This window comes from Streptomyces sp. NPDC031132 (assembly GCF_055570595.1).
Map to the genome: position 1 here is coordinate 212,195 of NZ_JBVIGX010000005.1, position 26,049 is coordinate 238,243.

At 72.9% G+C, this 26,049-nt stretch carries 21 protein-coding genes; 12 read left to right on the forward strand and 9 right to left on the reverse strand.

Going from position 1 to position 26,049, the window contains the following annotated elements:
- Window positions 1-203: 203 nt before the first annotated feature.
- Together ACZ49B_RS10400 and ACZ49B_RS10405 are read right to left on the reverse strand one after the other, a co-directional pair.
- Entirely contained in the window at window positions 204-1,157 is a 954-nt protein-coding gene (locus ACZ49B_RS10400; protein ID WP_468303390.1) for an MASE1 domain-containing protein, read from the reverse strand.
- 45 nt (window positions 1,158-1,202) lie between these two features.
- Window positions 1,203-2,036: a PP2C family protein-serine/threonine phosphatase gene (locus ACZ49B_RS10405; protein ID WP_468302966.1), complete on the reverse strand. Its 834-nt coding sequence runs from the start codon at window positions 2,034-2,036 to the stop codon at window positions 1,203-1,205.
- Window positions 2,037-2,266: 230 nt separating this feature from the next.
- Between ACZ49B_RS10405 and ACZ49B_RS10410 the strand changes: the two genes are divergently transcribed.
- The gene (locus ACZ49B_RS10410) at window positions 2,267-3,187 is read left to right on the forward strand and encodes a MurR/RpiR family transcriptional regulator (protein ID WP_468302969.1); all 921 of its coding nucleotides are present in this window, start codon (window positions 2,267-2,269) and stop codon (window positions 3,185-3,187) included.
- A gap of 315 nt (window positions 3,188-3,502) precedes the next feature.
- Window positions 3,503-3,874: a hypothetical protein gene (locus tag ACZ49B_RS10415; protein ID WP_030295755.1), complete on the forward strand. Its 372-nt coding sequence runs from the start codon at window positions 3,503-3,505 to the stop codon at window positions 3,872-3,874.
- Between the two features lie 16 nt (window positions 3,875-3,890).
- On the opposite strand, the gene ACZ49B_RS10420 is transcribed toward ACZ49B_RS10415, so the two are convergent.
- The 3 genes from ACZ49B_RS10420 to ACZ49B_RS10430 are packed head-to-tail and all read right to left on the reverse strand — an operon-like array spanning window position 3,891 to window position 10,173.
- Window positions 3,891-4,964: a trypsin-like serine peptidase gene (locus ACZ49B_RS10420; protein ID WP_468302972.1), complete on the reverse strand. Its 1,074-nt coding sequence runs from the start codon at window positions 4,962-4,964 to the stop codon at window positions 3,891-3,893.
- A gap of 1 nt (window position 4,965) precedes the next feature.
- A complete protein-coding gene (locus tag ACZ49B_RS10425) occupies window positions 4,966-6,120 on the reverse strand; it encodes a trypsin-like peptidase domain-containing protein (RefSeq protein ID WP_468302974.1) in 1,155 nt (384 codons plus the stop codon).
- Window positions 6,121-6,126: 6 nt separating this feature from the next.
- On the reverse strand, window positions 6,127-10,173 hold the full coding sequence (locus ACZ49B_RS10430; RefSeq protein WP_468302977.1) for an AAA family ATPase: 4,047 nt from the start codon (window positions 10,171-10,173) through the stop codon (window positions 6,127-6,129).
- A gap of 296 nt (window positions 10,174-10,469) precedes the next feature.
- Here ACZ49B_RS10430 and ACZ49B_RS10435 point away from each other — a divergent pair, with 296 nt between their 5' ends.
- The 7 genes from ACZ49B_RS10435 to ACZ49B_RS10465 all read left to right on the forward strand — a co-directional run bounded on the left by ACZ49B_RS10435 (window position 10,470) and on the right by ACZ49B_RS10465 (window position 16,589).
- The gene (locus ACZ49B_RS10435) at window positions 10,470-11,270 is read left to right on the forward strand and encodes a caspase family protein (RefSeq protein ID WP_468302980.1); all 801 of its coding nucleotides are present in this window, start codon (window positions 10,470-10,472) and stop codon (window positions 11,268-11,270) included.
- Window positions 11,271-11,311: 41 nt separating this feature from the next.
- Window positions 11,312-11,854, forward strand: a complete 543-nt coding sequence (locus ACZ49B_RS10440; protein WP_468302983.1) for a winged helix-turn-helix transcriptional regulator — start codon at window positions 11,312-11,314, stop codon at window positions 11,852-11,854.
- The gene (locus ACZ49B_RS10445; protein WP_468302985.1) at window positions 11,851-12,786 is read left to right on the forward strand and encodes a 2-dehydropantoate 2-reductase; all 936 of its coding nucleotides are present in this window, start codon (window positions 11,851-11,853) and stop codon (window positions 12,784-12,786) included. Before ACZ49B_RS10440 ends, ACZ49B_RS10445 begins: the two co-directional genes overlap by 4 nt.
- 457 nt (window positions 12,787-13,243) lie before the next feature.
- Window positions 13,244-13,435 carry a DUF5302 domain-containing protein gene (locus tag ACZ49B_RS10450; RefSeq protein ID WP_362629783.1) on the forward strand — a complete coding sequence of 64 codons (192 nt, stop codon included), beginning with the start codon at window positions 13,244-13,246 and terminating at the stop codon, window positions 13,433-13,435.
- A gap of 182 nt (window positions 13,436-13,617) precedes the next feature.
- The gene (locus ACZ49B_RS10455) at window positions 13,618-14,157 is read left to right on the forward strand and encodes an ArsR/SmtB family transcription factor (protein WP_468302988.1); all 540 of its coding nucleotides are present in this window, start codon (window positions 13,618-13,620) and stop codon (window positions 14,155-14,157) included.
- Window positions 14,154-15,440 carry an MFS transporter gene (locus tag ACZ49B_RS10460; RefSeq protein ID WP_468302991.1) on the forward strand — a complete coding sequence of 429 codons (1,287 nt, stop codon included), beginning with the start codon at window positions 14,154-14,156 and terminating at the stop codon, window positions 15,438-15,440. Before ACZ49B_RS10455 ends, ACZ49B_RS10460 begins: the two co-directional genes overlap by 4 nt.
- A 231-nt stretch (window positions 15,441-15,671) precedes the next feature.
- Window positions 15,672-16,589: a glycoside hydrolase family 19 protein gene (locus tag ACZ49B_RS10465; protein WP_468302994.1), complete on the forward strand. Its 918-nt coding sequence runs from the start codon at window positions 15,672-15,674 to the stop codon at window positions 16,587-16,589.
- Between the two features lie 27 nt (window positions 16,590-16,616).
- Here the strand turns inward: ACZ49B_RS10465 and ACZ49B_RS10470 are convergent, their stop codons facing one another.
- From ACZ49B_RS10470 to ACZ49B_RS10485, 4 genes are all read right to left on the reverse strand, one after another.
- Entirely contained in the window at window positions 16,617-19,388 is a 2,772-nt protein-coding gene (locus ACZ49B_RS10470) for an AAA family ATPase (protein WP_468302997.1), read from the reverse strand.
- A 189-nt stretch (window positions 19,389-19,577) separates the two neighbouring features.
- The gene (locus ACZ49B_RS10475; protein WP_468303393.1) at window positions 19,578-21,365 is read right to left on the reverse strand and encodes a S8 family peptidase; all 1,788 of its coding nucleotides are present in this window, start codon (window positions 21,363-21,365) and stop codon (window positions 19,578-19,580) included.
- 749 nt (window positions 21,366-22,114) lie between these two features.
- Window positions 22,115-22,471: a CU044_2847 family protein gene (locus tag ACZ49B_RS10480; RefSeq protein ID WP_468303000.1), complete on the reverse strand. Its 357-nt coding sequence runs from the start codon at window positions 22,469-22,471 to the stop codon at window positions 22,115-22,117.
- 196 nt (window positions 22,472-22,667) lie between these two features.
- Window positions 22,668-23,414, reverse strand: coding sequence for a DUF1838 family protein (locus ACZ49B_RS10485; RefSeq protein WP_468303003.1), 747 nt, complete (start codon window positions 23,412-23,414; stop codon window positions 22,668-22,670).
- A gap of 111 nt (window positions 23,415-23,525) precedes the next feature.
- On the opposite strand from ACZ49B_RS10485, the gene ACZ49B_RS10490 reads away from it, so the two are divergent.
- The 3 genes from ACZ49B_RS10490 to ACZ49B_RS10500 all read left to right on the forward strand — a co-directional run bounded on the left by ACZ49B_RS10490 (window position 23,526) and on the right by ACZ49B_RS10500 (window position 25,953).
- Window positions 23,526-24,518, forward strand: coding sequence for a DUF1996 domain-containing protein (locus ACZ49B_RS10490; RefSeq protein ID WP_468303006.1), 993 nt, complete (start codon window positions 23,526-23,528; stop codon window positions 24,516-24,518).
- Between the two features lie 113 nt (window positions 24,519-24,631).
- Entirely contained in the window at window positions 24,632-25,228 is a 597-nt protein-coding gene (locus tag ACZ49B_RS10495; protein ID WP_468303009.1) for a sigma-70 family RNA polymerase sigma factor, read from the forward strand.
- On the forward strand, window positions 25,225-25,953 hold the full coding sequence (locus ACZ49B_RS10500; protein ID WP_468303012.1) for an anti-sigma factor family protein: 729 nt from the start codon (window positions 25,225-25,227) through the stop codon (window positions 25,951-25,953). The genes ACZ49B_RS10495 and ACZ49B_RS10500 overlap by 4 nt, the downstream gene beginning before the upstream one ends.
- The last annotated feature ends 96 nt before the right edge of the window (window positions 25,954-26,049 follow it).

The following is a 26,049-nucleotide window of genomic DNA, read 5'->3' on the forward strand; positions in this document are numbered from 1 at the left end:
CGGGTCCGACACCGCCAGGGCCTGTCTTTTGGATCAGGCCGGATCAGGGAGCGGGGCTTGGTGCGTGCGATCGCAAGGCGGAGGAGGGTGTCCACGCGGTGGGGGCACCTCCCAGCGGTAGCCGGGGGACGTTGGCGAGTGACGACAACGCGGCGAGCGCGGTGCCAGGCCCCGCGAGCCCGGCATGATCCGAAAGACAGGCCCTAATCCCCCGGCCTGCGGGGGGTGAGCCGGTCGACGACCTCGGCCAAGTCCTCGCACACCCGCTCGATCTTCAGGCGGATGTTGTTCTGTTCGGTGACCATCGCGGACAGCAGCAGCGCGGTCAGGGCCGCCGAGCCGTTGAGCGCCTGGAGGTTGACCATGATCTCGAAGAGGGTGTGGCCGGCGAAGGGTCCGGCGTGGTCGGTCGCCGCCTCGATCACCACGACGGACATGACCAGGACGCAGGGCGCGCTGCCGGCCAGCTGGAAGCGTACGGCCGACCAGATCAGCAGCGGGAAGACGAGGAAGAGCAGCGACAGGGCGCTCCGGCCGGCCACGTACGAGACGACCCCGGCGGCGACGGTCAGTGCCACCGCCTCGGCGACGCGGTACGCATCAGCCGGCATCCGGACCGTGGGCAGGACGAGCAGCACCGGGGTCACCACGAGCACCCCCATCGCATCGCCGACCCACCACGCCGACCACACCGGCCAGAACCCGCTCGGCGCCAGGTCGCCGGTGGCCACCAGCACCCCGGTGCCGATGGACGCGCTGATCAGCATCGGCACGAGCCCGCCCAGGAAGACCAGGGCCAGGCCGTCCCGCAGCCGGTCCAGCTCGGTGCGGAAGCCCACGCGGCGCAACAGCAGGTACGCGCACACCGGCGCGAGGGTGTTGCCCAGGACGATCCCGAGGTCCGCGATCTGGAAACTGCTGAGGTGTTCGATGGCGAGGACCGTGCCGAGGGCGATCCCCGGCCAGATCCTCAGGCCGAACCACAGCAGGGCGGCGACCGCGATGCCCGTGGGCAGCCACAGGGGCGTGACCTCGGCACCGTCGACGACCACGCGCAGCAGGAGGCCGATCCGTCCTGTGGCGTAGTAGGCGGCGGCGACGCCGAGGATCCCGAGAAGGGTTCCTGCAGGACGTCGCCATTCCTCGGTGCGCACCACAGCATCAGACAACAGCCGCCGCCTCCGGGCGGAGCATGACACGCACTACCAGCGCGGGGGGCCTGCCGCGTCATGGCTGAGGACGAGTACCGCCGCGTCGTCGGCATGACCGGTGGAGTCGGCCACCTTCATGATCTCGGCGGCGATCTCGTCGGGATCGGCGCCGGCCGCCTCCCGGACCACCCGGGCCACGCGGGCCAGTCCGACGTCGATCGGGAACGACGGCCCTTCGACGACGCCGTCGGTGAGCAGGACGATGGAGCCCGCCTGGTCCAGCCGGCGCCGGGTCACGGCGTATCCCGCGCCGGGCTCCACCCCCAGCGGCAGGCCGCCCTCGTCGTCGGTGATGCCGTACCGGCCGTCGACCGTGGCCCATACGGAGGGCACGTGGCCGGCCCGGGCGCTCTCGAGCTCCCAGGTCTCGGGGTCGAAGCGGAGCAGGGTGCAGGTCGCGAAGAGTTCGCAGTCCAGCGACAGCAGTACGTCGTTGGCCCGGCTCAGCACCTCCCCCGGGTCCTCGACGACGGCGGACACCGCGCGCAGGCCGACGCGGACCTGCCCCATGAAGGCGGCGGCCTCGACGTCGTGGCCCTGTACGTCGCCGATGGAGAAGGCGAGGGCACCTTCGGGCAGCGGGAAGCCGTCGTACCAGTCGCCGCCGATGTCCAGGCCGTGCCGGGCGGGCACGTAGCGGGCCGCGCTGCGCAGGCCGGGGAGGGCGGGCAGCGAGGCCGGCAGCATCTCGCGCTGCAGGGCCTCGGCGAGTTCCACCCGGGCCTGCTGCATCTCCGCCCCGGCGCGCACCCTGTCGGTAAGCCGGCCCAGCGTGGTCAGCAGGTCGTCGGCGCTCACCGACTTCGGGGGACGGCGCCTGGTCATGGACCGCTCCCGGGTGCATCCATACGTGCCGTCCCTGCTCTCGGCTCTCGGCTCCCGCCACGTGCGGTGCGCACGCGGCGCCGAAGATCCGAGCACATCATATTTCCGGCCTCCGGGAGTCGCGACAGATACGGCCGCACCCCGGCAGCGGGCCCCGGCGGCTGAAGGTCGGCCGACCACAGGGCGTGAGCTATGTTTGAAGACGAGTGACATGAGAGGGAGGCCCATCGGTGTCATCGGGGCAGCAGGCACGCGCACAGGCGGCTGCGATCACGCCGAGTGGGCAGGCGCCGCCGGTCCATGAGCGCGCTCCCGGCGACCGGGTACGGGCCCTGTTCGACGGCCATCGCCTGTCCCCCGGGCAGCGGCGGATCGCCCAGTACCTGGTCGACCACCTGACCGAGGCGGCGTTCCTGTCGATCACCGAGCTCGCGGAGCGGGTGGGCGTCAGCCAGCCGTCGGTGACACGTTTCGCCACCTCCCTCGGGTTCAGCGGCTACCCGGCCCTGCGCGACGCCCTGCAGCCGATGGCGCTGAGCGCCGTCGCGGGCTCCCCGGAGACCCGCGAGCAGTTCCGCCGCAACGAGCTCCAGGCGGCCGTGGACGCCGAGATCCTGAACCTGGAGAACGTACGGCGACTGCTCGCCGACACCGACCAGGTGCTCGACATCGGCCGCGAGCTGGCCCGCTCGGTGCCGTTGACGGTGCTGGGCCTGCGGATCTCGGTCTCGCTCGCGGAGTACTTCGCCTACGCGGCACGGCGCATCCACCCCGATGTCCGGCTGGTGACACGTGGAGGCAGCGTCGCCTACGACGCCCTGCTCCAGTCCCGGGAGGCCGGCGGGACCTGGGCGCTGGCCTTCGCCATGCCCCGGCACGCCAAGGAGACCCTGGCGGCGCTGCGGGCCGCCCGCAGCACGGGGCTGAAGATCGCGCTGATCACCGACACCACCCTGGGCCCCCTGGTGGACGAGGCGGACGTGGCGCTGACCGCCGGGACCGGCGCGCGGCTGGTCTTCGATTCGTATGCGGCACCCGGGATGCTGTCCGCGGCCCTGCTGCAGGCGATGGCCGACGCGGATCCCGAGCGGACGCAGGCGCGCCTCGAAGGGTACGAGCAGGTCGCCGACCAGCACGGATTCTTCCTGTAAGGCCGATTTTCAACCGGTACGAGGCAGTCCACTTTCACGCCGTCCGCGCGTATGTAATTTTTCATTCTCTTGTTTACTCGACGGTATATATGTTTACTAAGCAGCGCGCCGGATCCACCAGACGCCAAGGAGGGCGACCCCACGCCCTCCCAGAACGGGCACCCGCGCGGGACGCTCCTCCTCACGTTCCGCCTCGGTGCCGGTTCCCGGCACTGGGATCCACCAGAGCGCTTGTGGCGGCCTCGGTCAACCCCTGGGCCGAGGCCGCCCACCGACATCTCGATCAGAGTTCGACACCATTCGGAAGCGACGAGAATGCGCCAGACGGCCTCCACCACGCTCAGCCCGGACTGGCCTTGTCAGGTCAAGGCCCCCGGCACCCACGACTGGGAACGCACGGCCATGCGCTGGCTGCGGGATCTGCTCCCGGCCCGCTACGGCAGCTACTCGACACTGACCCGCAGCCCCGTCCTCCTCACCCGGCACGCCCAGCTCCAGCTCCAGCACGAGATGCGCGCGGTCCGGGTCGCACTGGAGACCAGCCGCGCCGAACTGCCCTCGATGGGCGTGGCCGAGTCCGTCATCGAGAACTCGATCCGGATGTACGCCGTCGAGCTCCAGCAGCTGGGCCGGCTCTCCCGCGCGGTGCGCCTCGTCGGCGACGCGCTGCGCGTCACCCCGAGTTGACGTACCGCGTGACGCGTCAGACCCAGTTGACCTGCGCACGGCTCAGCAGCGGGTCGTCCACCAGCTCCCACAGCGGGACCGCGTAGTTCCCGAAGCCGTAGCGGCCTCCGTAGTGCAGGCCGAGGACGCGGTGGTCGGCCAGGTCGAAGACCGGCGAGCCGCTGTTGCCGCCCAGCGTGGAGCAGTCGTGCTTCACCGTGAGCTCGCCGGGACCCAGCCCCGTCGTCGTACCGGGCTGGAGGCGCTTCACGTTGTAGACGTCCATGAAGATGCGGCGCATGGCCTCGGGTTCGTTGCGGCGGCCGTCCTCCGCCGGGTAGCCGATCACGTACACCGGCCGGCCGGGCACGTCTGCGGGCGGATCGGCCGCCACCGCCACCGGGGTCGCCGGAGCCCCGCCCCGGGCGGGGTCGATGCGCAGCAGGGCCATGTCGACCTCGGGGTGGATGCCCACCACTTCGGTGACCGCGAACTCCAGCGAGCCGTCGCCGGGCACGGCGGCCAGCTCCTCCGCCAGGTCCAGCCGCGCACTCATGCCCGGCCGGAACGTCCAGCCGGCTCCGTCGCCCGTGGCGAACTCGACGGCCACATGACGGTTCGTCATCACGACGTCGGGGCCGACGAGGAACGCGGTGCCCAGCCAGTCCAGGCTGGTGTGTCCCGTGACCTCCACCCGGCCCACGCGGGCGATGGACTCCCGGATGGCGGCCCGATGGTCCTCGAGCACCACCCAGTCGCCCTGCTGGGAGGGGAAGTCCTGGCCCTGGATCAGCAGGGCCGGCCGGCCTTCGAGGAGGACGATCGCCTCGATGCCGAAGTACTCCTCGTCGTCGACCTCGTCCTCCCGCCTGTCGGCGAGTTTCTCCAGGCCCCTGGCGCCCGCGGTCAGCACCCTCGCCCGCTCCTGGCGGGCGAACTCGCCGATCTGCCCGGCCGGGGCCCGGTCCGCCGGGAGGCTCTCCGAGGACTCGGGGATCTCCGCGTCCGCGTCCGCCTTCAGTCCCTGGCGCACCCGTTCGGCGACCGCGCGCAGGTCCCGGAAGACCTGCTCGGGACCGGTCGCCACCGGTGAGCTGCCGTTGCCGCCCATCTCATGCCTCCTCAGGCCGGCCCTGCTGCGCCGGCGCCGACTGCGCCGCCGTGATCTCGGCGTGGACCTCGGGGCTGTGCTCCCGCAGGTGCCGCATGACGCTGCTCATCTGGGTGCCGACGTTGACGAACGCGGTGGTCTTGCCCTGGAAGTTGACGTCCTCGACGCGCCGCGTCCCGCGGTGGAGCGCGACCACCTGCCAGTCGTCGGTGAAGACGGGCGATCCGGAGGACCCGCCCCGGGTGTCGGTGAAGTAGCGCACGTCGTTCTCGTTCGCCTCGTAGACGAGGTTGTTGCGCAGGGCGACCCGCTTGGGCTGGCCGCCCGGGTGCTGGATGATGTTGACCGCGACCGGCTCCCCGTCGACCGTCAGCGGTTCGGTCGCCACCCGCAGAGCGGCCCGCGGCGGCTGGCCGGTCAGCCGCAGGATCGCGTAGTCGAGGGCCTCGTCCCAGGCGACCAGGCCGCTGGCGGCCACCTCCTCGGTCTCCGTGTCGTCCGCGCCGTAGTCGAAGCGCGAGCGGGAGTTCTGCGCCTGCAGCTGGAGGTCCGCCGGATCCACGATGCCGCGTTCGGTGGCACTGCGGGTCCGGGCACTCACCACGTGGTGGTTGGTGACGAGCAGGTCCGGGGCGATGAGCCAGCCCGTCCCCGAGTGCGGGAAACCGTTCGGCTTGAGCGGGGCGCCGGCCTGGTACGGCAGGACCTTGATCCGGGCGACCGCGCGGCCCGCCTCCTCGCCGCCGCGCAGGAACTCGAAGGGCACCGTGTCGTCCAGGTGGATGATCTCTTCCTTCGTCTCGCCCGCGGGCAGCCCGGCCGGTACGTCGGGCTCGCCGGCGGCGTCGCGCGCCACCTCGTCCAGGGCCCGCTGGAACACGGCGAGCGGGCCGGCCTCCACGGTCTGGGCGACGGCGTTGCGCAGCCAGATCTCCAGCGGCACCGAGCCGTCGACCAGCCGCTCCACGCGGTTCATCTCGTTCAGGTCCGAGTGCACCTGCATGCCGGGGGCTGCCATCAGCGGCAGCGTGCCCCGGTACTTGGGCATGATGCCGTCGAGGAGCAGCCGCCGTACCGACGGATCGGCCAGCCCGGCCTCCAGCGAGGCGTCGACCAGCCGGACGATTTCCTCGGAGGGGAGATACGCGTCGCTCATACGGGTTCAGGCCGCTCGCGGGCCGTTCCTTTCGGCTGTTTCGGCTGTGCGGACAGGCGCCGCCGGGCCGGGGGTACCCGCACCCATGGCGGCCGCCACACCGGAGACCAGGGCGCCGCTGTGGTCGTGCAGCACGAGGAGCCGCCGGGCGAGCGCGTCGAGGGTGCCCCGGTCGCGGGCGTCGCGGAGCACGTCGGCCACGGAGGGCGGTGGCGGGGGCGCGGGCAGCTGCTGCTGTGCGGGCCGGGCCGGCGGTACGGGGCCGGCGGCGTTCTCGAGGATCTTCGCCACGGCGAGCCCCAGCTCGGGCTGCTCCGCCAGCACGCGGACGATCGTGTCCGCGAGCGCGTCCAGGGCCTCGTCGTCGGTGTCCGGCAGTCCCACGACGTCCAGGGTGTGGCCGAGTGCGGCCGGATCATGCCGGGACACCTCGGCCGCCACGGCCCGGACCAGGACCGGCTGCTCGGCCAGCGCCTCGTCGGGCAGCTGCCGCAGCTGCCGGGCGAGGCGACGGTCGACGTCCGAGTCGCCTGCGCGCGGGGCGGCCAGCCGGGCCCGGGCCAGCGTGGCTCCCAGGGCATCGAAGTCGCGGCCGAGGCCGGTCGCGAGGTCCTCCGCCTCGGCGAGGTCGCGTTCGGCCTCCTGCACCTCGCCGTCCTCCTCCGCGAGCCGCGCGGAGAGCAGCAGCAGCTCCAACTGCGCATCGACGTCGCCCGCCCCCTCCGCGCGGGCGACGGCCTGCTGCGCCGTGTTCCTGGCCTCCGTACGCCGTCCGCTGCGGGCCAGGGTCTCGACGAGCAGCGGGTCGAGGGGGCTGCCCGGTGTCCAGGGTCGGCGTTCGGCGAGCCGGGCCGCGGCCTCGTCGGTGTAGCCCTGCGCGAGCAGGTCCTCGACGTCGCGTGCGGTGTTCCGCTCCCAGTCCTCCTGGTCGGCGTCGTGCAGTGCCTCGTCGGGGATGTGCCCGCCGAGGCGGCCGGTCAGGAAGGCGGCCGACCGGGACGCCATGTCCCGGTCCGCGCCGTCGAGGTGGCGCTCGACGCCGGGCTCCCAGCGCTGCTCCACGGAGCGGGGGTTCTCGTTCAGGCGCAGCCGGTGGTAGATCTCCTCGGCGCGGGCCTCCGGCCCCTCGCGGGCCGCGTAGTACTCCGCCGCGCGCTGCGCGACCGTACGCATCAGGTCGGTGCGTGCGGTGTCCGACAGGCGCAGCATGATGGCCCGCAGGTCGGATCGGTGTCGCAGGGCGCCCGGACCGGCCGGTTCCATCAGGTCGAGCCGGGCCAGCCGTCCGAAGAGGCGGCGCGCCTGCTCCGGGGAGTCCACGTGCAGTCCGCACGCCGGGGCGAGGACGTCCGCGATCAGCTCGGGGGTGATGGTGCGCAGCGCCAGTCCCGCCTGGGCGAGGGCGCGGGCCTCCGCATCGGCGATGTGCTTGAGGATGCGGTCGTACAGGATCCCCTGCACGAGCATCTGGTCGACCTTGCGGTAGAAGTACCGGCGCCGGGCGGGGAGGCTCTCGACCAGCTCGCCGAGCGAGCCGGCCTCCTGGCAGGCGAGCACGGCCGCGTGAGCGGCCAGCTTCAGGCTGAGCGGGTGGCCGCCGACCCGCTCGGCCAGGGCCCGGGCCACGCCCTCGTCCTCGATCCCGCTGGACATGAGGAGGTCCACGGCGGCGTCCGGTTCGAGGTCGCCGAGCGCGATCGTCTTCGGCTCCGCGACCTGCGCCGGGTGGTGGACGCCGGCCCGCCCGGCGACGATGAACCGCAGCCGCGGATACCCCTCGTGGAGGACCGACCAGATGGCCCACATGCGGCCGAGCACGGGGTTCGCGCGGTACTGGGCCTCCTCGAAGGAGTCGATCACGATCACCAGCGGCGGCGGGCCGCCCTCCGCACCTCCGCCCGCGCCCGCCACCGCCCGGACGAGGCATTCACCGACCCGGCGGACCAGGTCCGTCTCGCGGGCCCGCGCCCGGCTTTGGGACTGTTGGGCGGCTCCGCGCCCGGCTCCCGAGCGGGTGGTGGAGAGCCGGTACAGCTCGTCGACGATGTTCTGCTCCTCCCGCTGGATGCGGGCGGTCTCCTCGCACTCCCCGGCCAGTGCGTCGAACGCGGCACGGTGCCGGGGGTACTGGATGCCGAGCTGCCGGGCGATGTCGGCGACGAGGGTGATCGGCTCGTGGACCGAGAGCGTGGGCCGCTCGAAGTCGACGTAGGCGAAGGGGAAACCTGCGGGGAGGTCGAGCAGGAACCTGGCGAGCAGGGTGCTCTTCCCCGTGCCGCCCAGCCCGTGGATGAGCAAGGGGGGTGCCTTGACGGAGCCGCCGCCGAGGGGGCCCTCGGCGGCCGGGGGCAGCCCGGCGTACGCCCGCAGCTGTTCCAGCTCGGCGGCGCGCCCGCAGAACCTGCCCCTGACCAGGCGTTCGAGCGGCTGGCGCAGTCTGGCGCGCTCCAGCAGCTGCTGGACGTGCTCGGGGTCCGGTATCCCGGTCGTGTGCGGGATCTGGACGAGCCACAGCACCGCCTGGAGGATGTCGGCGAGCCCGTCGACATCCTGCTCCCCCAGGTCCGGCGGTGTGCCGGAGAGGTAGGCGAGCGCGAACCGCTCCGGGCCGGGGCCCTCGGGGACCTGGCCCAGGTTGGCCTCCAGGCCGAGGCGCGCTGCCTCCGGGCCGGCCAGGCTGCGCAGAACCTCGTCGCGGACCTCCTGCTTGAGGACCCACCTGATGCGGGGCTGCAATCCGATGGTCGCGCAGTCGTGGACGAGTTCCAGCGGCGCCCGACCGGTGCTCTCCCCCTCACCGGGCAGCCGCAGCTGCGTGGGATCGAACCCGGAGAGCAGGCTCGCGGCCTCCCGGTACGCCCTGCGGCTGTCCGGAACGGCGGGCTGGGGCGCGGCCTCCGCGGCGAGCAGCTCCCTGGGCAGCCGGGCCGCGAAGTCCTCGTCGTGCGGCAGCGATCGGTAGAGGCGTACGGTCCGTTCGGCCGCCGTGCAGATCTTGCGCATGTAGCTGTCGTCCCCAGGTCGCTGCGCCGCTTCGAGGATCGTCGTGACGGCCACTTCGGTCAGTGCCTCGATCCCGGCCGGGTCCCCCGATTCGGGCGTCTGGGCGAAGAAGGTCCGGAAGAAGGCGTGGAGATCGTCCGGGCCGGCGACCCGCGCCGTGTCCCGGCACACGTTGTTGCGGAGGTCGTGCGGCAGCTGGCGCATCGTCGGCCCGTAGCCCAGCAGGACGAGCCGGGGCACGGTCTCCTCCTGAACCGGGGTGTAGTCGTAGAGGGCCTGCGCCAGCTGGCCGATGCAGTCCCAGACGTCGGAATTGGCGTCGACCTTGTCGCACTCGTCCAGGACGAGCCAGAACCGCTCCTCCGCGGCCGTGGCCCGGCTGACGATCCGGTGGACGGCGTCATCGACCCACGGCAGTGGATCGTTCAACTGTGTCGCGTTCAACGGTGAGATGTCGATGTCCCGCTCTCCGATGAACTCCGCCAGCCGCCGGATCACCTGGGCGGCGGTCGAGGTGCGCTGCAGCGTCACCCGCACCGGGCGGAATCCGCAGTGCTGGCCGAGGTACCGGATCAGGTTGTACGTGTAGGAGCGCCCGCTGTCGGCCTCGCCGTCGACCACCAGCACGGTCATCTCGGGGTCGGCGAGGAATTGCCGCAGGCGCGCCCGCAGGTCGGCGCGGTCGATGAACACCTCGGCGCCGTTCTTGAGTACGCCGGCGAGGAAGTGGTCCGTGGCCGAGGAGTCCACCCTCGCGTCCTCGATCAGCCTGGCTCGGAACCTCTCGGCCTCCGTGCCGGCCGGCAGGGAACTCAGCTGGTCGAGACTGACCAGGACATCGAGCAGGCGCAGCTGCGCCGCGATGTCCTTGCGCGAGGCGCGCACCAGCGTGGCGGCGTTCTCCCCGCTCTTGTGGGTCAGCGCGAGGTCGCCGATGAACTCCGGGGGGAACGCGTACTGGGCGAGCCTGTCCTGCGGGTCCGGGGTGTCGAGGAAGTAGTCACGCACCCAGGTCGTGACGAGGCCCCATTCCGTTGTGGTGAGCGGCATACCGCACCTGCCTGGCCACCCTTGACGGGCAACAGACGGATTGATTGCTATCTGTCATGGTTTCATCCGGTCTGTTCGGTGGCAAGGCGGCCGGTCACGGAGTGGCCGCCGGTCGGTCGCGGGCATCGCGGCCTTCCGCCCGTTGCTCCGGCCGCCGCGTCCGTTGCTCCGGCCGCCGCGCCCGATCGGGCGTCGCTGCGCGCCGCGCGGTTCGGCGGGGCCCCTGCCGCGGAACCCTTGCCCGAGGTGTCGCCCCATCCGGCGCCACCGTGCCCACCGCATCCGAGGAGGACCTCATGCCCGCAGGCGTGTCCATCCACGTAGGACTCAACAACGTCGACCCCAGCAAGTACGGCGGCTGGGACGGACAGCTCATGGCGTGCGAGAACGACGCCCGCGACATGGCCGAAGTGGCCCGCGGCGCCGGGTTCGACGACACCGTGATCCTGACGAAGGACGCCACCGTCGACACCATCACGGCCGCGCTGCGCAAGGCGGCCGGGAAGCTCGGGGGCGGGGACATCCTGCTCCTCACCTACTCGGGCCACGGCGGCCAGATGCCGGACAGCGAGGGCGACGAGCCGGACGAGCTCGACGAGACACTCGTGTTCTTCGACCGCCAGTTCCTCGACGACGAGCTGCACCGGGAGTTCCAGCGGTTCGACAAGGACGTCCGGATCATCACCTTCCTCGACTGCTGCCACAGCGGGACCGCCACCGAACTGATCGACGCCCCCGCCCAGGGGGACGCGGTACGCCTCATGCCCGTGCTGAAGCAGCAGCAGATCTTCGAGCGGGACAAGGCGTTCTTCCAGGAGCTCCAGCGCGAGCTGAGGAGTACGAACGGCAACGGCGGGGAACCCGGCGTCGTGCTCATCTCCGCCTGCCAGGACGATCAGGTCGCCCTGGACGGCAGCGTCAACGGCAAGTTCACCGAGACCCTGCTCAAGGTCTGGAACGGCGGGGAGTTCAGCGGCGACTACGAGGCCTTCCACCGCGACATCAAGAAGCGCATGCCCCGCACGCAGATCCCGAACTTCTTCACGACGGGCAGCCCCGACACGCAGTTCCTCGGCCAGAAGCCCTTCACGATCTGAGCGTCAGTTCGGTCACCGAACTGATTTGCTACGGTGGGCTCATGACGCTCCCTCGCGACTACCGCGGCCAGTCGTGCTCGCTCTCCCGCGCCATGGAGGTCGTCGGCGAGCGCTGGACCCTGCTGATCGTGCGGGACGCCTTCTTCGGAGTCCGGCGGTTCGGGGACTTCGCCGCCCACCTGGGCATCCCGCGCGCGGTCCTCACCGACCGGCTCGCCGGTCTCACTGCGGCCGGGGTGCTGGCCCGCGTACCCGGGGACGGCCGGCGCGAGGTGTACGCCCTCACGGACAAGGGGGTCCGCCTCTGGCCGGCCGTCCGCGCGCTGTCCCTCTGGGGCGAGGAGCACCGGCCCGCGCCCGGCGGGCCGCGCCGGGTCTTCCTGCACGCCGTCGACGACGCCGCGGTCGCCGTCGACGGGCGCTGCACCGACTGCCGTGCACCCGTCGGGGTCGAAGAACTCCTGGTGGCACCCGGGCCCGGGCTGCCGCCGCCGTCCGTCGACGACGATCCCGTCACCGCGGCCCTGCACCGACCGCACCGGCTCCTGCAGCCGCTGCCCCTCACGAAAGGCTCTCCCGCATGAGAATCCTGACAGTCGGAGCCGGCGCCGCAGGCGGCTGGTTCGGCGCCCGCCTCGCCCACGCCGGGCAGGACGTCACCTTCCTGGTCCGCCCGGAGCGGGCCGCGACCCTGCGCGAGCGGGGGCTGCGGGTGACGGGCCTCGGCGAAGACCTCGCCCTCACCCCGCAGTTGGTGACCGCCGACGCACTGTCGCACCCGTACGACCTCGTCCTGCTGTCGGTGAAATCCACGGCGCTCGACCGCGCCGCGAAGGACCTGGCCCCGGCGGTCGGCCCGCGGACCGCGATCGTGCCACTGCTCAACGGCATGGCCCACCTCGACCACCTCATAGGCCACTTCGGCGGCGCGCCGGTCCTCGGTGGCGTGGCCAAGGTCGTGACCACCCTGAACGAGCACGGCGACATCGTGCGCATGGCCCCGCCGTCCACCCTGCTCACCGGTGAACTGGACGGCCGGGCCTCCGCCCGCGTGGACGCCGTACGCGCCCTGCTGACCGGGGCGGGCATCGACAGCCCCGAGACCCCGGACGTCGTCGCCTCGATGTGGCACAAGTGGGTCTTCATCACCACCCTGGCGGCCGTCACCTGCCTGGCGCGCGGCTCCGTCGGCGAGGTCGGCGCCGTTCCCGGCGGCTCCGGTCTCGGGCCGGCCGTACTCGCGGAGGCGGCGGCCGTCTCGGCCGCCGCGGGCCATCCCGTACCGGAGGCCGAACTCGCCTTCACCACCCGGACGGTGACCACGCCCGGCTCCCCGCTCACCCCGTCGATGTACCGGGACCTGATCGCCGGGCGTCCCACGGAGGTCGAGCACGTCTTCGGCGACCTGGTGGCCCGGGCCCGCGCGCTCGCCGTGCCCACCCCGCTGCTGGACCTCGCCACCCTGCAACTGCGGGTGCACCAGCGGCGCGCGGTACGGGCCCAGGACGGCGGGTGACCTTTGGGGCGTTGCGTCGTTGAACACGGCGGTCAAGCGAAGTGCACCAGCGAAGTCCCGGGTCTCCCCGCGAGGCCCGGGACTTCGTGTGCCGCCCCCTCCCGGCGATCCGGGTCACATGAGGCCGGCCTGGGTGCGGTCGCGCAGGCCCAGCGGGCTCAGGACACGGCAGATGCGGACCGGGAGCCCGTCCACCAGGTCGGCGACGACCGTCCGGCCGAACACCGCGCCCGGCGCGATGCGCCGCCCCCGCCACCGCCGTCGCTCGCGCCGGTCCAGGTCGATCCGCCGCGTGGTGCGGTTCGGCCGGCGGCCCGAGCCCGTCCGACCACCCGTCCGACCACCCGTTCGACACCCGCACCGGCGGCCCGACTCGCCCCTCGGCACCGAACGCGCTGGTCAGGGGGGACGGAGGGTGACAGACTGAAACGGCTTCAGGTCGATCCAGGAGGACAACATGGCAGAAGAGTCGGACACCCCGCAGGGCGAATCGGCGGCCGAAGAGGCCAAGCGCAAGTTCCGGGAGGCCCTCGAGCGCAACGCCCGCAGCGCCCATGCGCAGCAGGCTCACCAGAGCCGGGCGAAGATCCAGGGCGCCAGCGGCGGCGCGGGCGGCAAGAACAAGAAGACCCGTCGCAAGACGGGCTGACCTGCCGCGGTCTCCACGGCGATGCCCTGAAGATGTCGGACAAGGGGGCCGCCTCCTGCTCACAGAGCAGGAGGCGGCCCCTTTTGTGCGGGGCCACTCGACTGACGCGCTGAACAGCCGGTTCCGGATGTCCTGACGAAATTCCCTTGCCCAATGGTCAAGAAACGTTGACCATTGGGGGCATGCCTACCGATGATCTTCCCGAGACGTTCCACGTCACCACTGACGAGCAGCTGCGCGCCGTTTCCAATCTCACGCGTCACCGCATCATGGCCGTGCTCCGCTTCGAGCCCGCGACGATCACGCAGATCGCCGAGCGGGTGGGCCTCGCGAAGGGGAGTTCCAGCTACCACGTGCGGCTGCTCGAGCGGGCCGGCCTGGTGAAGGTGGTACGGACGCGGAAGGTCCGGGGGGTCACCGAGCGCTACTACGCCATGGCCGCGCGGGCGATCGTGCTGCCCGATCCGGGCCAGGGAGGCCCGGATGTGCTGATGCGGCATGCGGTGGCGGACCTGGAGGCGGCGCCGGCGGACGGCGAGCGGCACGTGCGGATGGCGCATCTGCGGCTCACCGAGGAGCAGTTCGCGGAGCTGGGGGGGCGGTTGGAGGCACTGGCGGACGAGTACCGGGAGCTGTCCGATCCGTCGCTGCCGGACGCGTCGCTCGTCTTCGCACTGTTCCACCCGGCACCGCGCCGGCAGGCCGAGGGGGACGCCAAGTGACCTCGGACGTTCGGAAGTTGCCGACCGGGTTCGGACGGCTGTGGACCGCGCAGACGGTGTCCTCGCTCGGTGACGGGGTGTCGCACGCCGCGCTGCCGCTGCTCGCGTTGACGTTGACGCGGGATCCGATGGCGCTCGCCGTCGTCACGGCCGCCGGAACGCTGCCGTGGCTGCTCTTCGGGGTGCTCGGCGGTGCGCTGGTGGACCGCTGGGACCGTCGGCGCACGATGTGGGTCACGGACGCGGCGCGTGCGGTGCTGCTCGCGATACCGGCGGTGGCGGCCGCGCTCGACGTGCTGAGCATTCCGCTGCTCGCGGCCCTCGCCTTCCTCCTCGGCCTCGGCGGACTCTTCTTCGACACGGCCGCCACGGCCTATCTGCCGGATCTGCTCGGCCGCGACCCCGCGCTCCTGGAGCGCGCCAACTCCCGCCTGCGCGGCACCCAGACCGCGGCGTCCGGCTTCGCCGGGCCGCCCGCGGGCAGTGCCCTGCTCGCACTCGGGCGGGCGGTTCCACTGCTCGCCGACGCGGTCTCGTTCGCGCTCTCCGCACTGCTCGTACGGTCACTGCCTGCCGCACCCCGGCCCGTACCGCAGGCCCGCGAGTCGCTGCTGCGGCAGGCGCGGGCCGGCGCCTCGTACGTATTCCGTGATCGGTTGCTGCTCGGGCTCGCGCTGCGTCCGGCGGTCGGGAACATCGCCTTCTGCGCCGTGGAGACCGTACTCGCCCTCTTCGCGCACGATCGTCTCGGCATCGACACCTTCGGCTTCGGCCTGCTCCTCACGGCGGAGGCCACCGGCGGTCTGCTCGGCGCGGGCATCGCCTCCTTCCTCGGCCGACGACTCGGCACGGGCACCGCGCTGACCTGCACGGCCGCGGTCGAAGGGCTCGCCGTCCTGGGCCTTGCCGCCGCCCCGAACCCGTACGTCGCCGGCCTCGCGCTCGCCGTCTGCGGAGCGGGCATGGGCGCCACGATGGTGCTCGCCCCCTCCCTCCGACAGGCGATCGTCCCCGCCCACCTGATGGGCCGGGTCGCCTCCACCTCCCGCATGCTCGCCATGTGCGCCGCCCCGTTCGGCGCCTTCCTCGGCGGCTGGCTGGCCACCGCCTACGACGTACGCACCCCGCTCTACACCGCCGCCGGCCTCCTCCTCACCATGACCGCCGTCACGTCGACCATGACCGGCAACCGCCGGGTCGAGGGGGCGCTGCGCGCCGCCGCTCCGGCCGATGACCCGGATCGCCCGGACCACGCGGCTCCCGTTCAGGAGCATGCCCTCTAGGGCTCCGCGAGGCCGTTGAGCCAGTGCCGAGCCCAGCTCGGCGTCCCCCGCCTCGGCCCCGGCGCGCGGGGCGCCCGGCCTTCACCGTGCGCCCCCGGCCGTGCGCCCGGCGCTGCCCGTTTACCCGAACGCGACAAAAGTTGGTCTAGACCTTGACAGGTCCAGACCAGTTTCGCTTCAGTGGCGGTACTTGCCCCCCACGGCAACTCCCCCCACTGAAGGAGCAGTTACGTGAAACGTGCGCTTCGCCGCCGCGTCCTCGCCCTGGCCGCCGCCGCGGCCGCCACCTTCGGCCTCGCGGTCGCCCTCCCCGCCTCCCCCGCCTCCGCCGCCGCGGCCTGCGTCACCCCGTGGGCCTCGTCCGCCGTCTACACGGGCGGCATGAGCGCCTCGTACAGCGGGCACAACTGGCAGGCCAAGTGGTGGACCCAGGGCGAGACGCCCGGTACCACCGGGCAGTGGGGCGTCTGGTCCGACCTCGGCGCCTGCGGCGGGGGCGGCGGCCAGGACCCGAACCCCGGCAACCCCTCCGGGTTCGTCGTCTCCGAGGCCCAGTTCAACCAGATGTTCCCGAACCGGAACTCCTTCTACACGTACAACGGCCTGGTCTCGGCTCTGTCTGCGTACCCCGCCTTCGCCAACACCGGGGACGACACCGTCAAGCGGCGCGAGGCGGCCGCGTTCCTGGCGAACGTCTCGCACGAGACGGGCGGGCTCGTGTACATCGTCGAGCAGAACACCGCCAACTACCCCCACTACTGCGACGCGAGCCAGCCGTACGGCTGTCCCGCCGGGCAGGCCGCCTACTACGGCCGCGGCCCGATCCAGCTCAGCTGGAACTTCAACTACAAGGCGGCCGGCGACGCGCTCGGCATCAACCTGCTCGCCAACCCGTACCTCGTGGAGCAGGATCCGGCCGTCGCCATGAAGACGGCCCTGTGGTACTGGAACACCCAGAACGGTCCGGGCACGATGACCGCCCACGCCGCCATGGTCAACGGAGCCGGCTTCGGCGAGACGATCCGCTCCATCAACGGCTCCCTGGAGTGCAACGGCGGCAACCCCGCCCAGGTCCAGAGCCGGATCAACGCCTACCAGAGCTTCACGCAGATCCTGGGCGTGACACCGGGCGGCAACCTCGGCTGCTGACCGGTCCGGCCACCGCTCCGCACTCCCTCAGCGGGTGCGCAGGGCGGTGGCCAGCTGGGCCCGCGAGCGCACGTCGAGCTTCTGGTAGATCCGGGTGAGCCGGGCCTCGACCGTCTTGACGCTGACGAAGAGCTTCGCGGCCGCCTCCTGGTTGCTGGCGCCCTCGGCGACGAGCAGGGCGAGACGGGTCTCCCCCTCCGTCAGGGCGGCCAGGGCCACGGGCGTGCCGCCCTCGGCCGGCGCCGGTTCCCGGTGCTCGGCGGCCAGCTCCGCCCAGGGTTTCGCGCCGGCCGCGGCGAACACCTCGGCCGCCGCCCGCAGCGCAGCGCGGGCGGGTGCGCGCCGCCGGCGGCGCCGTTCCACCCGGGCCAGGGCGAGCAGCGTTCGGCCGCGCTCCACCGGGAGCTGGAGCGCACCGAACCGGTCCGCCGTGGCCTGCAGCAGGTGTACGGCGGCTTCGGCGTCGCCGTGCGCGGACAGGCACAGCCCGCGGGCCCGGTCGAGTGCGGCCACCACCGCGGTGCGCCCCAGTCCGAGGGCGACCTTACGGACGGCGTCGAGCAGTTCCGCGGCCTCGTCGGGCGCGTCCGCGGCCACCAGGGCCTCGGCCAGCTCTCCGTGCCAGCGCAGGATCGAGGGGTCGACGACCTGCTGGGCCTCCTCCAGTTCGGCCACCCGGCGCAGCGTGGCCACGGCCTTCGCGGCCTCCCCCGTGGCCAGCTCGGTCAGGCCGAGTGCGTAGAGGCTGCGCGAGAGGAACACCTGGTCGTGCTCCTCCTCGGAGGCCTGGATGCCGCGCCGGGCATAGGCGGCGGCGCGCGCGAAGGTACCGCCCATGGCCTCGGCCATCGCGGCGGCGTACCAGGCGGGGCCCGGCGAGAGGCCCGCCTCGATGGTCAGCTCCAGGGCGTGGCGGGCGTGCGCGGAGGCGAGCGCGCACCGGCCGCGCCGCAGTTCCACCTCGGTGAGGCTGCGCAGCACCTCGAAGACGTCCTCCGCGGATCCGGTGCGCCGGACGGCGGGCAGCAGGACGAGCAGTTGGCGCCGGGCATCGGCGAGCCGGTCGTCGAAGAGGGCGTGCCGGACGGCGAGGTACTGCGGCGCGTTGCGCATGCCGAGCGGCACCTCGGGGGCGGGCAGGGCCAGTGCCTCGGCCAGGATGTCCTCGGCGTCCGGGTCACCGAGGATGCGGCCCATGCGGGCCCGTACGGTCAGCGCCATGGCCTCGGCGACCTGGTCGCCGCCCCGGGCGGCGAGCCTGCCGGCCTCGGCCGCGGCGTCGCGGGAGCGGACGGGGTCGCCGTCGCTGAGGTTGTACTTCGTGGCGATCCGCAGCTGCACGGCCGCCTGGAGGGCGGGGTCGCCGGCTGCGTCGTCCATGGCGTACGCGAAGGTCTCGTCGAGGGCGGCGAGGGCCTGCCCCGCGGCGTCGATCACGGCGAGCCGGGCCCGTACCCGGTCGGCGGGCGAGGCGTCGCGGGCCAGCACGGCACGGGTGGCGCGGCGTGCGAGGTCGGCGCGGCCGGCCCAGCCGGCGTCCTCGGCTGCGGCGACGAGGCGGGCCAGTTCGTCCCCGGGCCGGTTGGTCGGCGTACGTTCGGCCGCGAGCAGGCCGAGTTCGGCGGCCAGGGCGCGCTGGCCGCGCCTGCGGCAGGCCGCGGCGGCCTCGGTGATCTCGGCGGCGAGCCACTCGTCGGGGGTGTCCACGGCCAGCGCGCGGTGGCGCACGGCCTGGACGGGGTCGTCGACGGCGGCGGCGAGCGCGGCGTGTCCGGCGGCGCGTTCGGGCCAGCCGGCGTCGGCGGCCAGGGCCATGGGCAGGGCGCCGGCGGTGAACGTGACGGCGCCGTCCTCCCCGACGGTGACCAGCGCGGCCCGCTCCGCCTCGGCGAGTTCGGCCTCGGCGTCGGGCCGGCCGGCCCGGCGCAACAGGGCGGTCGTCGGGCGGGCCGCGAGGGCGGCGAGCAGCAGGGTGCGGCGGGCCCGGGCCGGGGCTTCGGCGAGGAGCCGGCGGGCGACCTCGCGGGCCTGGCCGGACAGCGGCAGGGGGTCGGCGTGGTGGGCGCTGGCGTCGCGGGCCTCGGCGGCTTCGGCGAGGGAGTGGCCGAGGGCGAGGGCGAGGCGGGGGTTTCCGCCGCTGGCCTGGTGGATGCGGCCGGCGAGGCGGGCGGGCAGGCCGTGGCGGGCGAGGAGCTCGGCCACCTCGTCGGCGCCGAGCGGGGGGACCCGGATCTCGGGGGTGCCGGGGCCGCACAGGGGGCCGCCGACGGGGGCGCCGCCCTGGACGCATTCGGCCACGAGGACCCGTACGCGGGGCGGGGTCAGGCGCAGGGCGAAACGGAGCAGATCGGTGCTTTCCGCGTCCAGCCACTGGGCGTTGTCGAGGACGAGCAGGACGGGGGTGCGGGCGGCGAGGGTGCGGAGCACTTCGACGACGGCGAGGCGCAGCGCGACGTGGTCGCGGCCGGCCCGGGGCGCGTCGGCCTCGCGGCGCAGGAGGGCGATGGCCGTGCGCTGGGGTCCGGAGAGGCGTTCCAGTGCGGCGCAGGGCACGGAGGCGAGGAGTGCGGCGGCGGAGGCCTCCGGTATCCACTGGTCCGCGGCCTCGGGGGCGAGGCGGAGCACGGTCTCGTGGCGGGTCGCGGCCGCGGCCGCGACCGCGCCGACCGCCTCGGTCTTGCCCGCGCCGGCGGGTCCGGTGAGGAGCGCCCGCCCGTGCGCGGTCAGCGCGCGTTCGACCGCCTTGATCAGTTCACCGTGTCCGACGGTCGTGTCAGCGTTCCCCGTCGCCGCCACCACGCACAGCCACCAGCCTCTCGGTCCCCACTCTGTGCCTCTCCTGTGAGACGCGACAATACGAGGTCGGATGCCGGGTGGACACGGATTGTGACGCAGAATTCAGTCAGCTGTCAGGAAACGGCTGCGGACCTGCCGATACGAGATGTATCAGCAGGTCCGCGGGGCTCAATGGTCCGTACTATCGGGCCTTCAGAAGCCGAGGCTCCAGCTGTCGATGAAGCCGGTGTCGCCGCCCGCGTTGTCGTTGACGCGGAGCTTCCAGGTGCCGTTGGCGACCTCCGAGGAGGCGTTCACGGTGTACTGCTGGTTGATGTTGTCGGTGCTGCCGCCGGCCCGGTTGTGCAGCGTGTAGACGCTGCCGTCCGGGGCCACCAGGTCGACCTTCAGGTCGCCGATGTAGGTGTGCACGATGTTCACGTCGACCTTGAGGGCGGCCGGGGCGTTGCCCGCCACGCCGGTGACCGTGATCGGGCTCTCCACGGTCGTGTTGTCGCCGATGTTCACGTTCGTGGTGTTCTCGAAGGCCGGGGTGGTCGTCGAGGTCACGGCAGTGACGGTGGCGGCCGCGTCGGCGAGACCGGCGCCGCAGCCGCCGGTGCAGGTGCCGGCGAGCGGGCGGGCGTTGGTCTTGATGGCCGACTCGACCTGCGCCGGGGTCAGCGAGGGCTTGGCGGCGACGACGAGCGCGGCGAGGCCCGCGATGTGCGGGGCGGCCATGCTGGTGCCCTGGTACGGCTTGTAGATCTCGGAGCCCGGGGTGGTGGCGCCGCTGTTCAGGGTGGAGAGGATGCCGTTCTCGGGGGTGGTGACGGTGCCGGGCGTGTCGGTGGCGCGGCGGGTCTCACCGCCCGGCGCGGCGATGTCGACCTTGGCACCGTAGTTCGAGTAGAACGAGCGGTCGCCGGTGCGGTTGGTGGCGGCCACGGAGACCACGTTGTTGCAGCTGGCGGGCGAGAAGCCGGCCGCGTCCGCGTTGCTGTTGCCGGCGGCGACCACGACCGTGGTGCCGCGGGCGACGGCCGCGTTGATCGCGTTCTGGTAGGACGCGGTGCAGGCGCCGGAGCCGCCGAGGCTCATGTTGATGACCTTGGCGGGGGTGGCGTTCGCCGGGACGCCCGCGACGGAGCCGCCGGACGCCCAGGTGATGGCGTCGACGATGTCGGAGGTCGCGCCGCCGCACTTGCCGAGCACGCGGACGGGCTGGATCTTCGCGTTGTACGCGATGCCCGCGACGCCCTTGGCGTTGTTGGTGGCGGCGGCGATGGTGCCCGCGACGTGGGTGCCGTGCCAGGAGGAGCCGCTGGCCGCGGAGCCGGTGCCGCACTCGTTCGCCGCGCTCCAGTCGCCCTGGTCGGCCGGGTTGCTGTCGCGGCCGTTGCCGTCGCGGGCGCCGGTGGAGTCGCTGATGAAGTCGTAGCCGGCGACGATGTTCGCAGCCACGTCCGAGTGGGCCACGTAGCCGGTGTCGATCACGGCGACGGTGACGCCGGAGCCGGTGCTCTTGTCCCAGGCTGCCGGAACGTTCATGCCGGCGGTGGGCTCGAAGAGGTCCCACTGCTTGGCGTACTCGGTGTCGTTCGGGGTGGCCATCGCGTAGGCGCGGGAGTCCGTCTCCACGTACGCGACGTCCGGGTCGGCACGGAACTGGGCCATCACGTCGGCGGCCTCGGCAGGGGCGACGGAGCCGCCGAGGTTGACGAGGGCGGCACCTGTGCCGAGACGGCGGTCGAACGTCGCCTTCTTGTTGCCGGCCTTCTTGCCCTTGGCGGTGGCGTCGTCGGCCGCGGCCTTGTTGGAACTGGCCTCGGTGGCCGAGGACTTGTAGCCGACGATCAGGTTCTGTACCGGCGCGGCGGCGGAGGAGGCGGGCGCACCCGCGGCCGGGAGGGTGGAGGCGGCGGCCGGGGCCGGCGCGGGCTCCGCACCGGTCAGAGCCACGGAAGCGGTGGCGGAGCCGGCGAGCAGGGTGACGGACATCGCCACCACGGATATGAGCCTGCGTCTCGTTGCGTGCACGGTGTTCCCTTTCGCGGGCCGTTTCCGGGCAAGCCGGAGCCGGCGGTTGGAGCTGTGTGGGAGGTGAACCGGCGGCTACGGAGGCCGGGGACGGGTTGGTCATGCCCGTCCCGGCCACCGCTGCTCGCCGCGTTGCCCCGGCCGCTTCGGCGGGGCAGGGGCAACGGCGGTGCGGGCGATCGCTCCGGCCGTACGGCTTCACACCATGTGGGGTTGGCGCGGGGTCCGTTCGGGGTCGGAAGGATCGCCGGTGGGCAGACAGTAGGCAACGCGGGGATGAACCCGATACCGGGGAAACCCTTGTCCACCCCCCGGGCGCCCCCCTATACCTCCGCGGGACCCCACGTTCCGCCCCCGCGACCCTCCCCCCGGGGGCGCCCCGTACAGTGCGGCCGGATCACACGTCGAAGCAGCCTCCAGCAGCAGCCGTGGAGCGGGCCGCGGGCGAAGCGGGACGTGTCACCCGAACTCGGGCGAGACCCCGGCGCACAGCGCAGCACGGCCTGTCCCGGGCCACGGGTCAGGCCGTGCAGGGCTGCGTTCGCTCAGGGTCCTGTGCGCAGCGGCGCGGCATCAGCGGGTCGGGCAGAAGCTGCCGACCGACTTGCGTTCGTCCTCGGTGAGGTCTGGTTCTCGGTGAGGTCCTGGTTGACGGACCGGCTCCCGGGGTGTGGTTGCGCTCCGGACCCCCGGCGGCGCCGTCCGCCGGGTCAGCCCGCGCTGCCGTCCGGAACCGGGCGGGCGGCGCCGGACGCCTTCCACGCCACGGTCACGTTCAAGTGGCAGCCGGCGCCGGTCTTCGCGATCACGGCCCCGGCCTCGAACGCGAGGTCGACGCCGAATGCGACGACGATCTCGTCGGGCCGCGCCTTGCGCAGTTGCTCCAGGGTGGCGCGGACGGCCTCCGTGACCGGAACCAGAGCCTCTTGCAGCGTCTCGGGCAGGTCGTGGATGGCCTCGCTGAGGCGGCCGGCCTTCACCGGCCCCTCCAACGCCGTCAGCCCGGCCGGGGCTTCGATCAGAAGGCCGCCGCCACCGTCCAGGGGAATCCGAGCCAGAGGTGCCACAACTCCTCCTCCACCCGAGCTGTTGGGCCGAGGCCGCTCATGGCCGCGAACGGGGCGGCGAGGGCGTCGGGGGTCGGCGGCACGGGCGATCGACGATCCACGCGCACGTACGAGCCCGCTGCCGGGTCCTGACCATCATCGTCAGGACCCGGCACGTGCCGCATCCCGGGCTACGCCGTACGGGGCCGAAGACCGGTCAGGGCCGCGGCTGCGGTTCGTGGTGCCTGCGGAAGTAGGTCCAGCTCGTCTCGTTGGGTTCGGTCCACTTCTCCGGGGCGTGCGCGTACTCGGGGTGGTGGGCGGCCACGTAGGCACGGGTGCGTTCCGGGACCTCGGCGTAGGAGCCGAGCTTGCGGCCCCGGCAGTGGAAGGTGAGGCCGCCCGGGCGCTGGCCCTGCTCCATCCACGGGAGCCACGGGGACATCCGCATCCAGGACATGGTGCACGGGACGCCGGGCTCGTCGGTGGTGAGTACCGAGCGCGGCGCGAAGAACTGGAAGAGCTCCAAGGCCTTGTACGTGTCGTCGGCGGAGTTCAGCGGGTACTCGGCGACCGGCAGCGGCGAGGGGTAGGCGAGCGGGATCTCCAGACTGAAGCAGACCTGGTCCCCGAGCTCGGTCAGCGGGACCGGGAACGGCCGCAGCCTCAGGTTGGCCGGATCGTTCCAGATGTGGATCACCGGCTTGCCCTCCCAGGTGTCCAGGATCTCCCGGGTCTGCGGATCCAGGTAGAACGCGGCTTCCCTGGTGAGCAGTTGGAAGCCGCCCGTCTCCGGGTCCTCGACGAGGCGGGCGACGTTGAGGCCCTCGAAGCCGAAGAGGCGCCGGTACGGCTGGTCGGGCGCCCAGGAGTGGACGTCCCCGGACCACCAGAAGGTCACCTCGGCGCCGTCGAGCGAGGCGCGGGTGCGGGCGAACGCGTGCAGCAGCTCAGCGGGTGTCATGCCGGGTACTGTGCGCGGTCGCCCGCCGGCTCGGCAAGCTCGCCGGCGGGGGCCTGGCCGACATGCGGATGCAGGTTGACGCTGCGGCGCTCAGCGGCGACCGTGACCCGCATGCGGAACGAACGCCGACTGCTCACACTGCTCGTCTGCCTGGTGCTCGGCATCGGGCTGACCGCCGCAGTGCTGGGCGCTGCCCGGGTGGCGAGCCCCGACGGGACGCCGCATTCCGGGATGAACTCCCGTGACTACGTGGACATCCAGGACGTACCGACCGGACCCCGCGATCCGTCGGCCGGGCCCGACGCCTCGACGGGCAGCGTGACGGTGGACTGCGGGCGCAACGAGGAGCGGCACTACAACGAGGACAACCTGGTGGTGTCGCCGGGACTGCGCTCGGGCGCCCACCACACCCACGCGTACGTCGGGAACCTGTCCACGGACGCGATGTCGACCGACGCCTCGCTGGCCGCCGCCGCGACCAGCTGCCGCGGCGGCGACCGGTCCACGTACTACTGGCCCGTCCTGCGCCGTCTCGACCGGGCGGGCAGCCACCCCCACGAGAGCTCCGCAGGCCACGGCAACGCGGGGGAGATCCTGCCCGAGGCGGCGGTCTCCGTGGAGTTCCGCGGCAGTCCGGTGGGCAAGGTCGTGCCGATGCCGCGCTTCCTGCGCGCGATGACCGGCGACGCGGTGGCCTACACCGCCCCGAGCGATGCCGACGTCCGCGCCCGCTGGGGCTGTTCCGGATCCCCCGACCGGTTCACCACCCGCTACCCGCGCTGCCCCGCCGGCGAACGCCTCACCCGTACGCTCGTCTTCCCCAGCTGCTGGAACGGACTGGACACCGAGAGCCCGGGCCACCGCTCGCACCTGGGCTTCCCCGCTGCCAACGGCGTCTGCCCGCAGGGCACCTTCGCCGTGCCGCAGCTGCGGATCTCCCTCGCGTACGAGGTGCCGCCGGGCGTGCCGGTCGCCGTCGACTCCTTCCCCGAGCAGCGGCACAGCCCGAAGACGGACCACGCGATGTTCGTGGACGCCATGACGGACGCACAGATGGCCTCGGTCGTCGCATGCCTCAACGAGGGGCTCGGCTGCCGCACCTGAGGGCCGCCCTCGAAGTGCCGCCCCACACGAGTGATGCGGGTCACATGAACCGGATCCCGTCGGGAGGCGTGTTCTGTCCGCACCAGATGGGCGAGGAAGACGGAGAGGGTGAGATGGCCGGACCACTGTGGCCCCGCACGCGGCGGGGCTCGACCGACGAGGCATTGATCAGGTCGGTCTACGAGGAGCACGGCCACGCCCTGCTCGCCTACGCCACCCGGCTGACCGGGGACCGGGCCACGGCCGAGGACGTCGTCCAGGAGACCCTCATCCGGGCCTGGCGGCATTCCGAGGTCCTCGTCAACGGAAAGGGCTCGGTGCGCGGCTGGCTGCTGACGGTGGCCCGCAACATCATCACCGACCGCTACCGGGCCAAGGCCGCCCGCCCCGCGGAGGTTTCCGGGGCCGCGGCCGCTCCCCCGGTGGAACTGGACCACGCCGACTCCGTGGTCGACACGATGACCGTGCTGGGGGCGCTCGACCAGCTGTCCCCGGAGCACCGGGACGTGCTGAAGGAGTTGTACTACCGCCAGCTCAGCGTGGCCGAGGCGGCCGACAGCCTGGGCATCCCGGCGGGCACGGTCAAATCACGCGCGCACTACGCCCTCAAGGCGCTGCGCGAGGTGTTCAGACAAGGCAGTACCAAGGAGGGCAATCGAATGGGCAGGCCGCCCCAGCAGCCCGCCGGACTGCGTGAGGTGGTGGCATGAACCGGCAGCAGCACGAGGAGGAACTGCTCGGCCCGTACGTTCTCGGCGTCCTGGAGGCGGAGGACGTCCGCCGGGTCGAGGAGCACATGAGCGGCTGCGTGCAGTGCCGTGAGGAGGTGGCCGCGTTGCGCGAGATGGAAGCGGCATTGGGCGAGGTGCCTGCCGAGGCCTTCCTCGACGGACCGCCGCACGGCGGTGATCTGCTGCTCCAGCGCACCCTGCGGCAGATGCGCAACGAGGCGTCGGGCGAGCGGCGCCGACGATGGAGCGTCGCGGGACTGGCCGCGGCGGCCTCGCTGGCCGCCGTGTTCTGGGCCGGGGCGCAGCTGGGCTCCGCGGACGGCGGGCCGGTCGCCCAGCCGCTGCCGCCGACGCCGACGGTCACGGCGCAGCCGTCACCCCCGGTGGCGGGCACCAAGGTGGCCTCGGCGACCGACGCGGCCACCCACGCGCGGATGACCGTGCAGGTCACCCCCGCCGCGAAGTGGGTACGGGTGCACGCGGCCGTGGCGGGGATCCCCCCGGGCGAGCGCTGCCTGCTGATCGTCGTCGGGAAGGACGGCAAGCGCACCTCCGCGGGCAGCTGGGTCGTCGGCAGCCAGAACGGCGAGGGCAAGGGCGCGTCGCTGGACGGCTCGGCGGCGGTGGACCCGGCCAACGTCAAGGAGGTCGTGGTCGAGAACGAATCGGGCAAGCGGTTCGTGTCCGTGCCCATGCCGGTGTAATCCGGCGCGGCGCGACTTGGGAGCCCGGGCGGCCGAGTACGGCCGCCCGGGCTCCTCGCCGTACGCGGCCGCCGGAAACCGTTTCTCCCGGTCAGC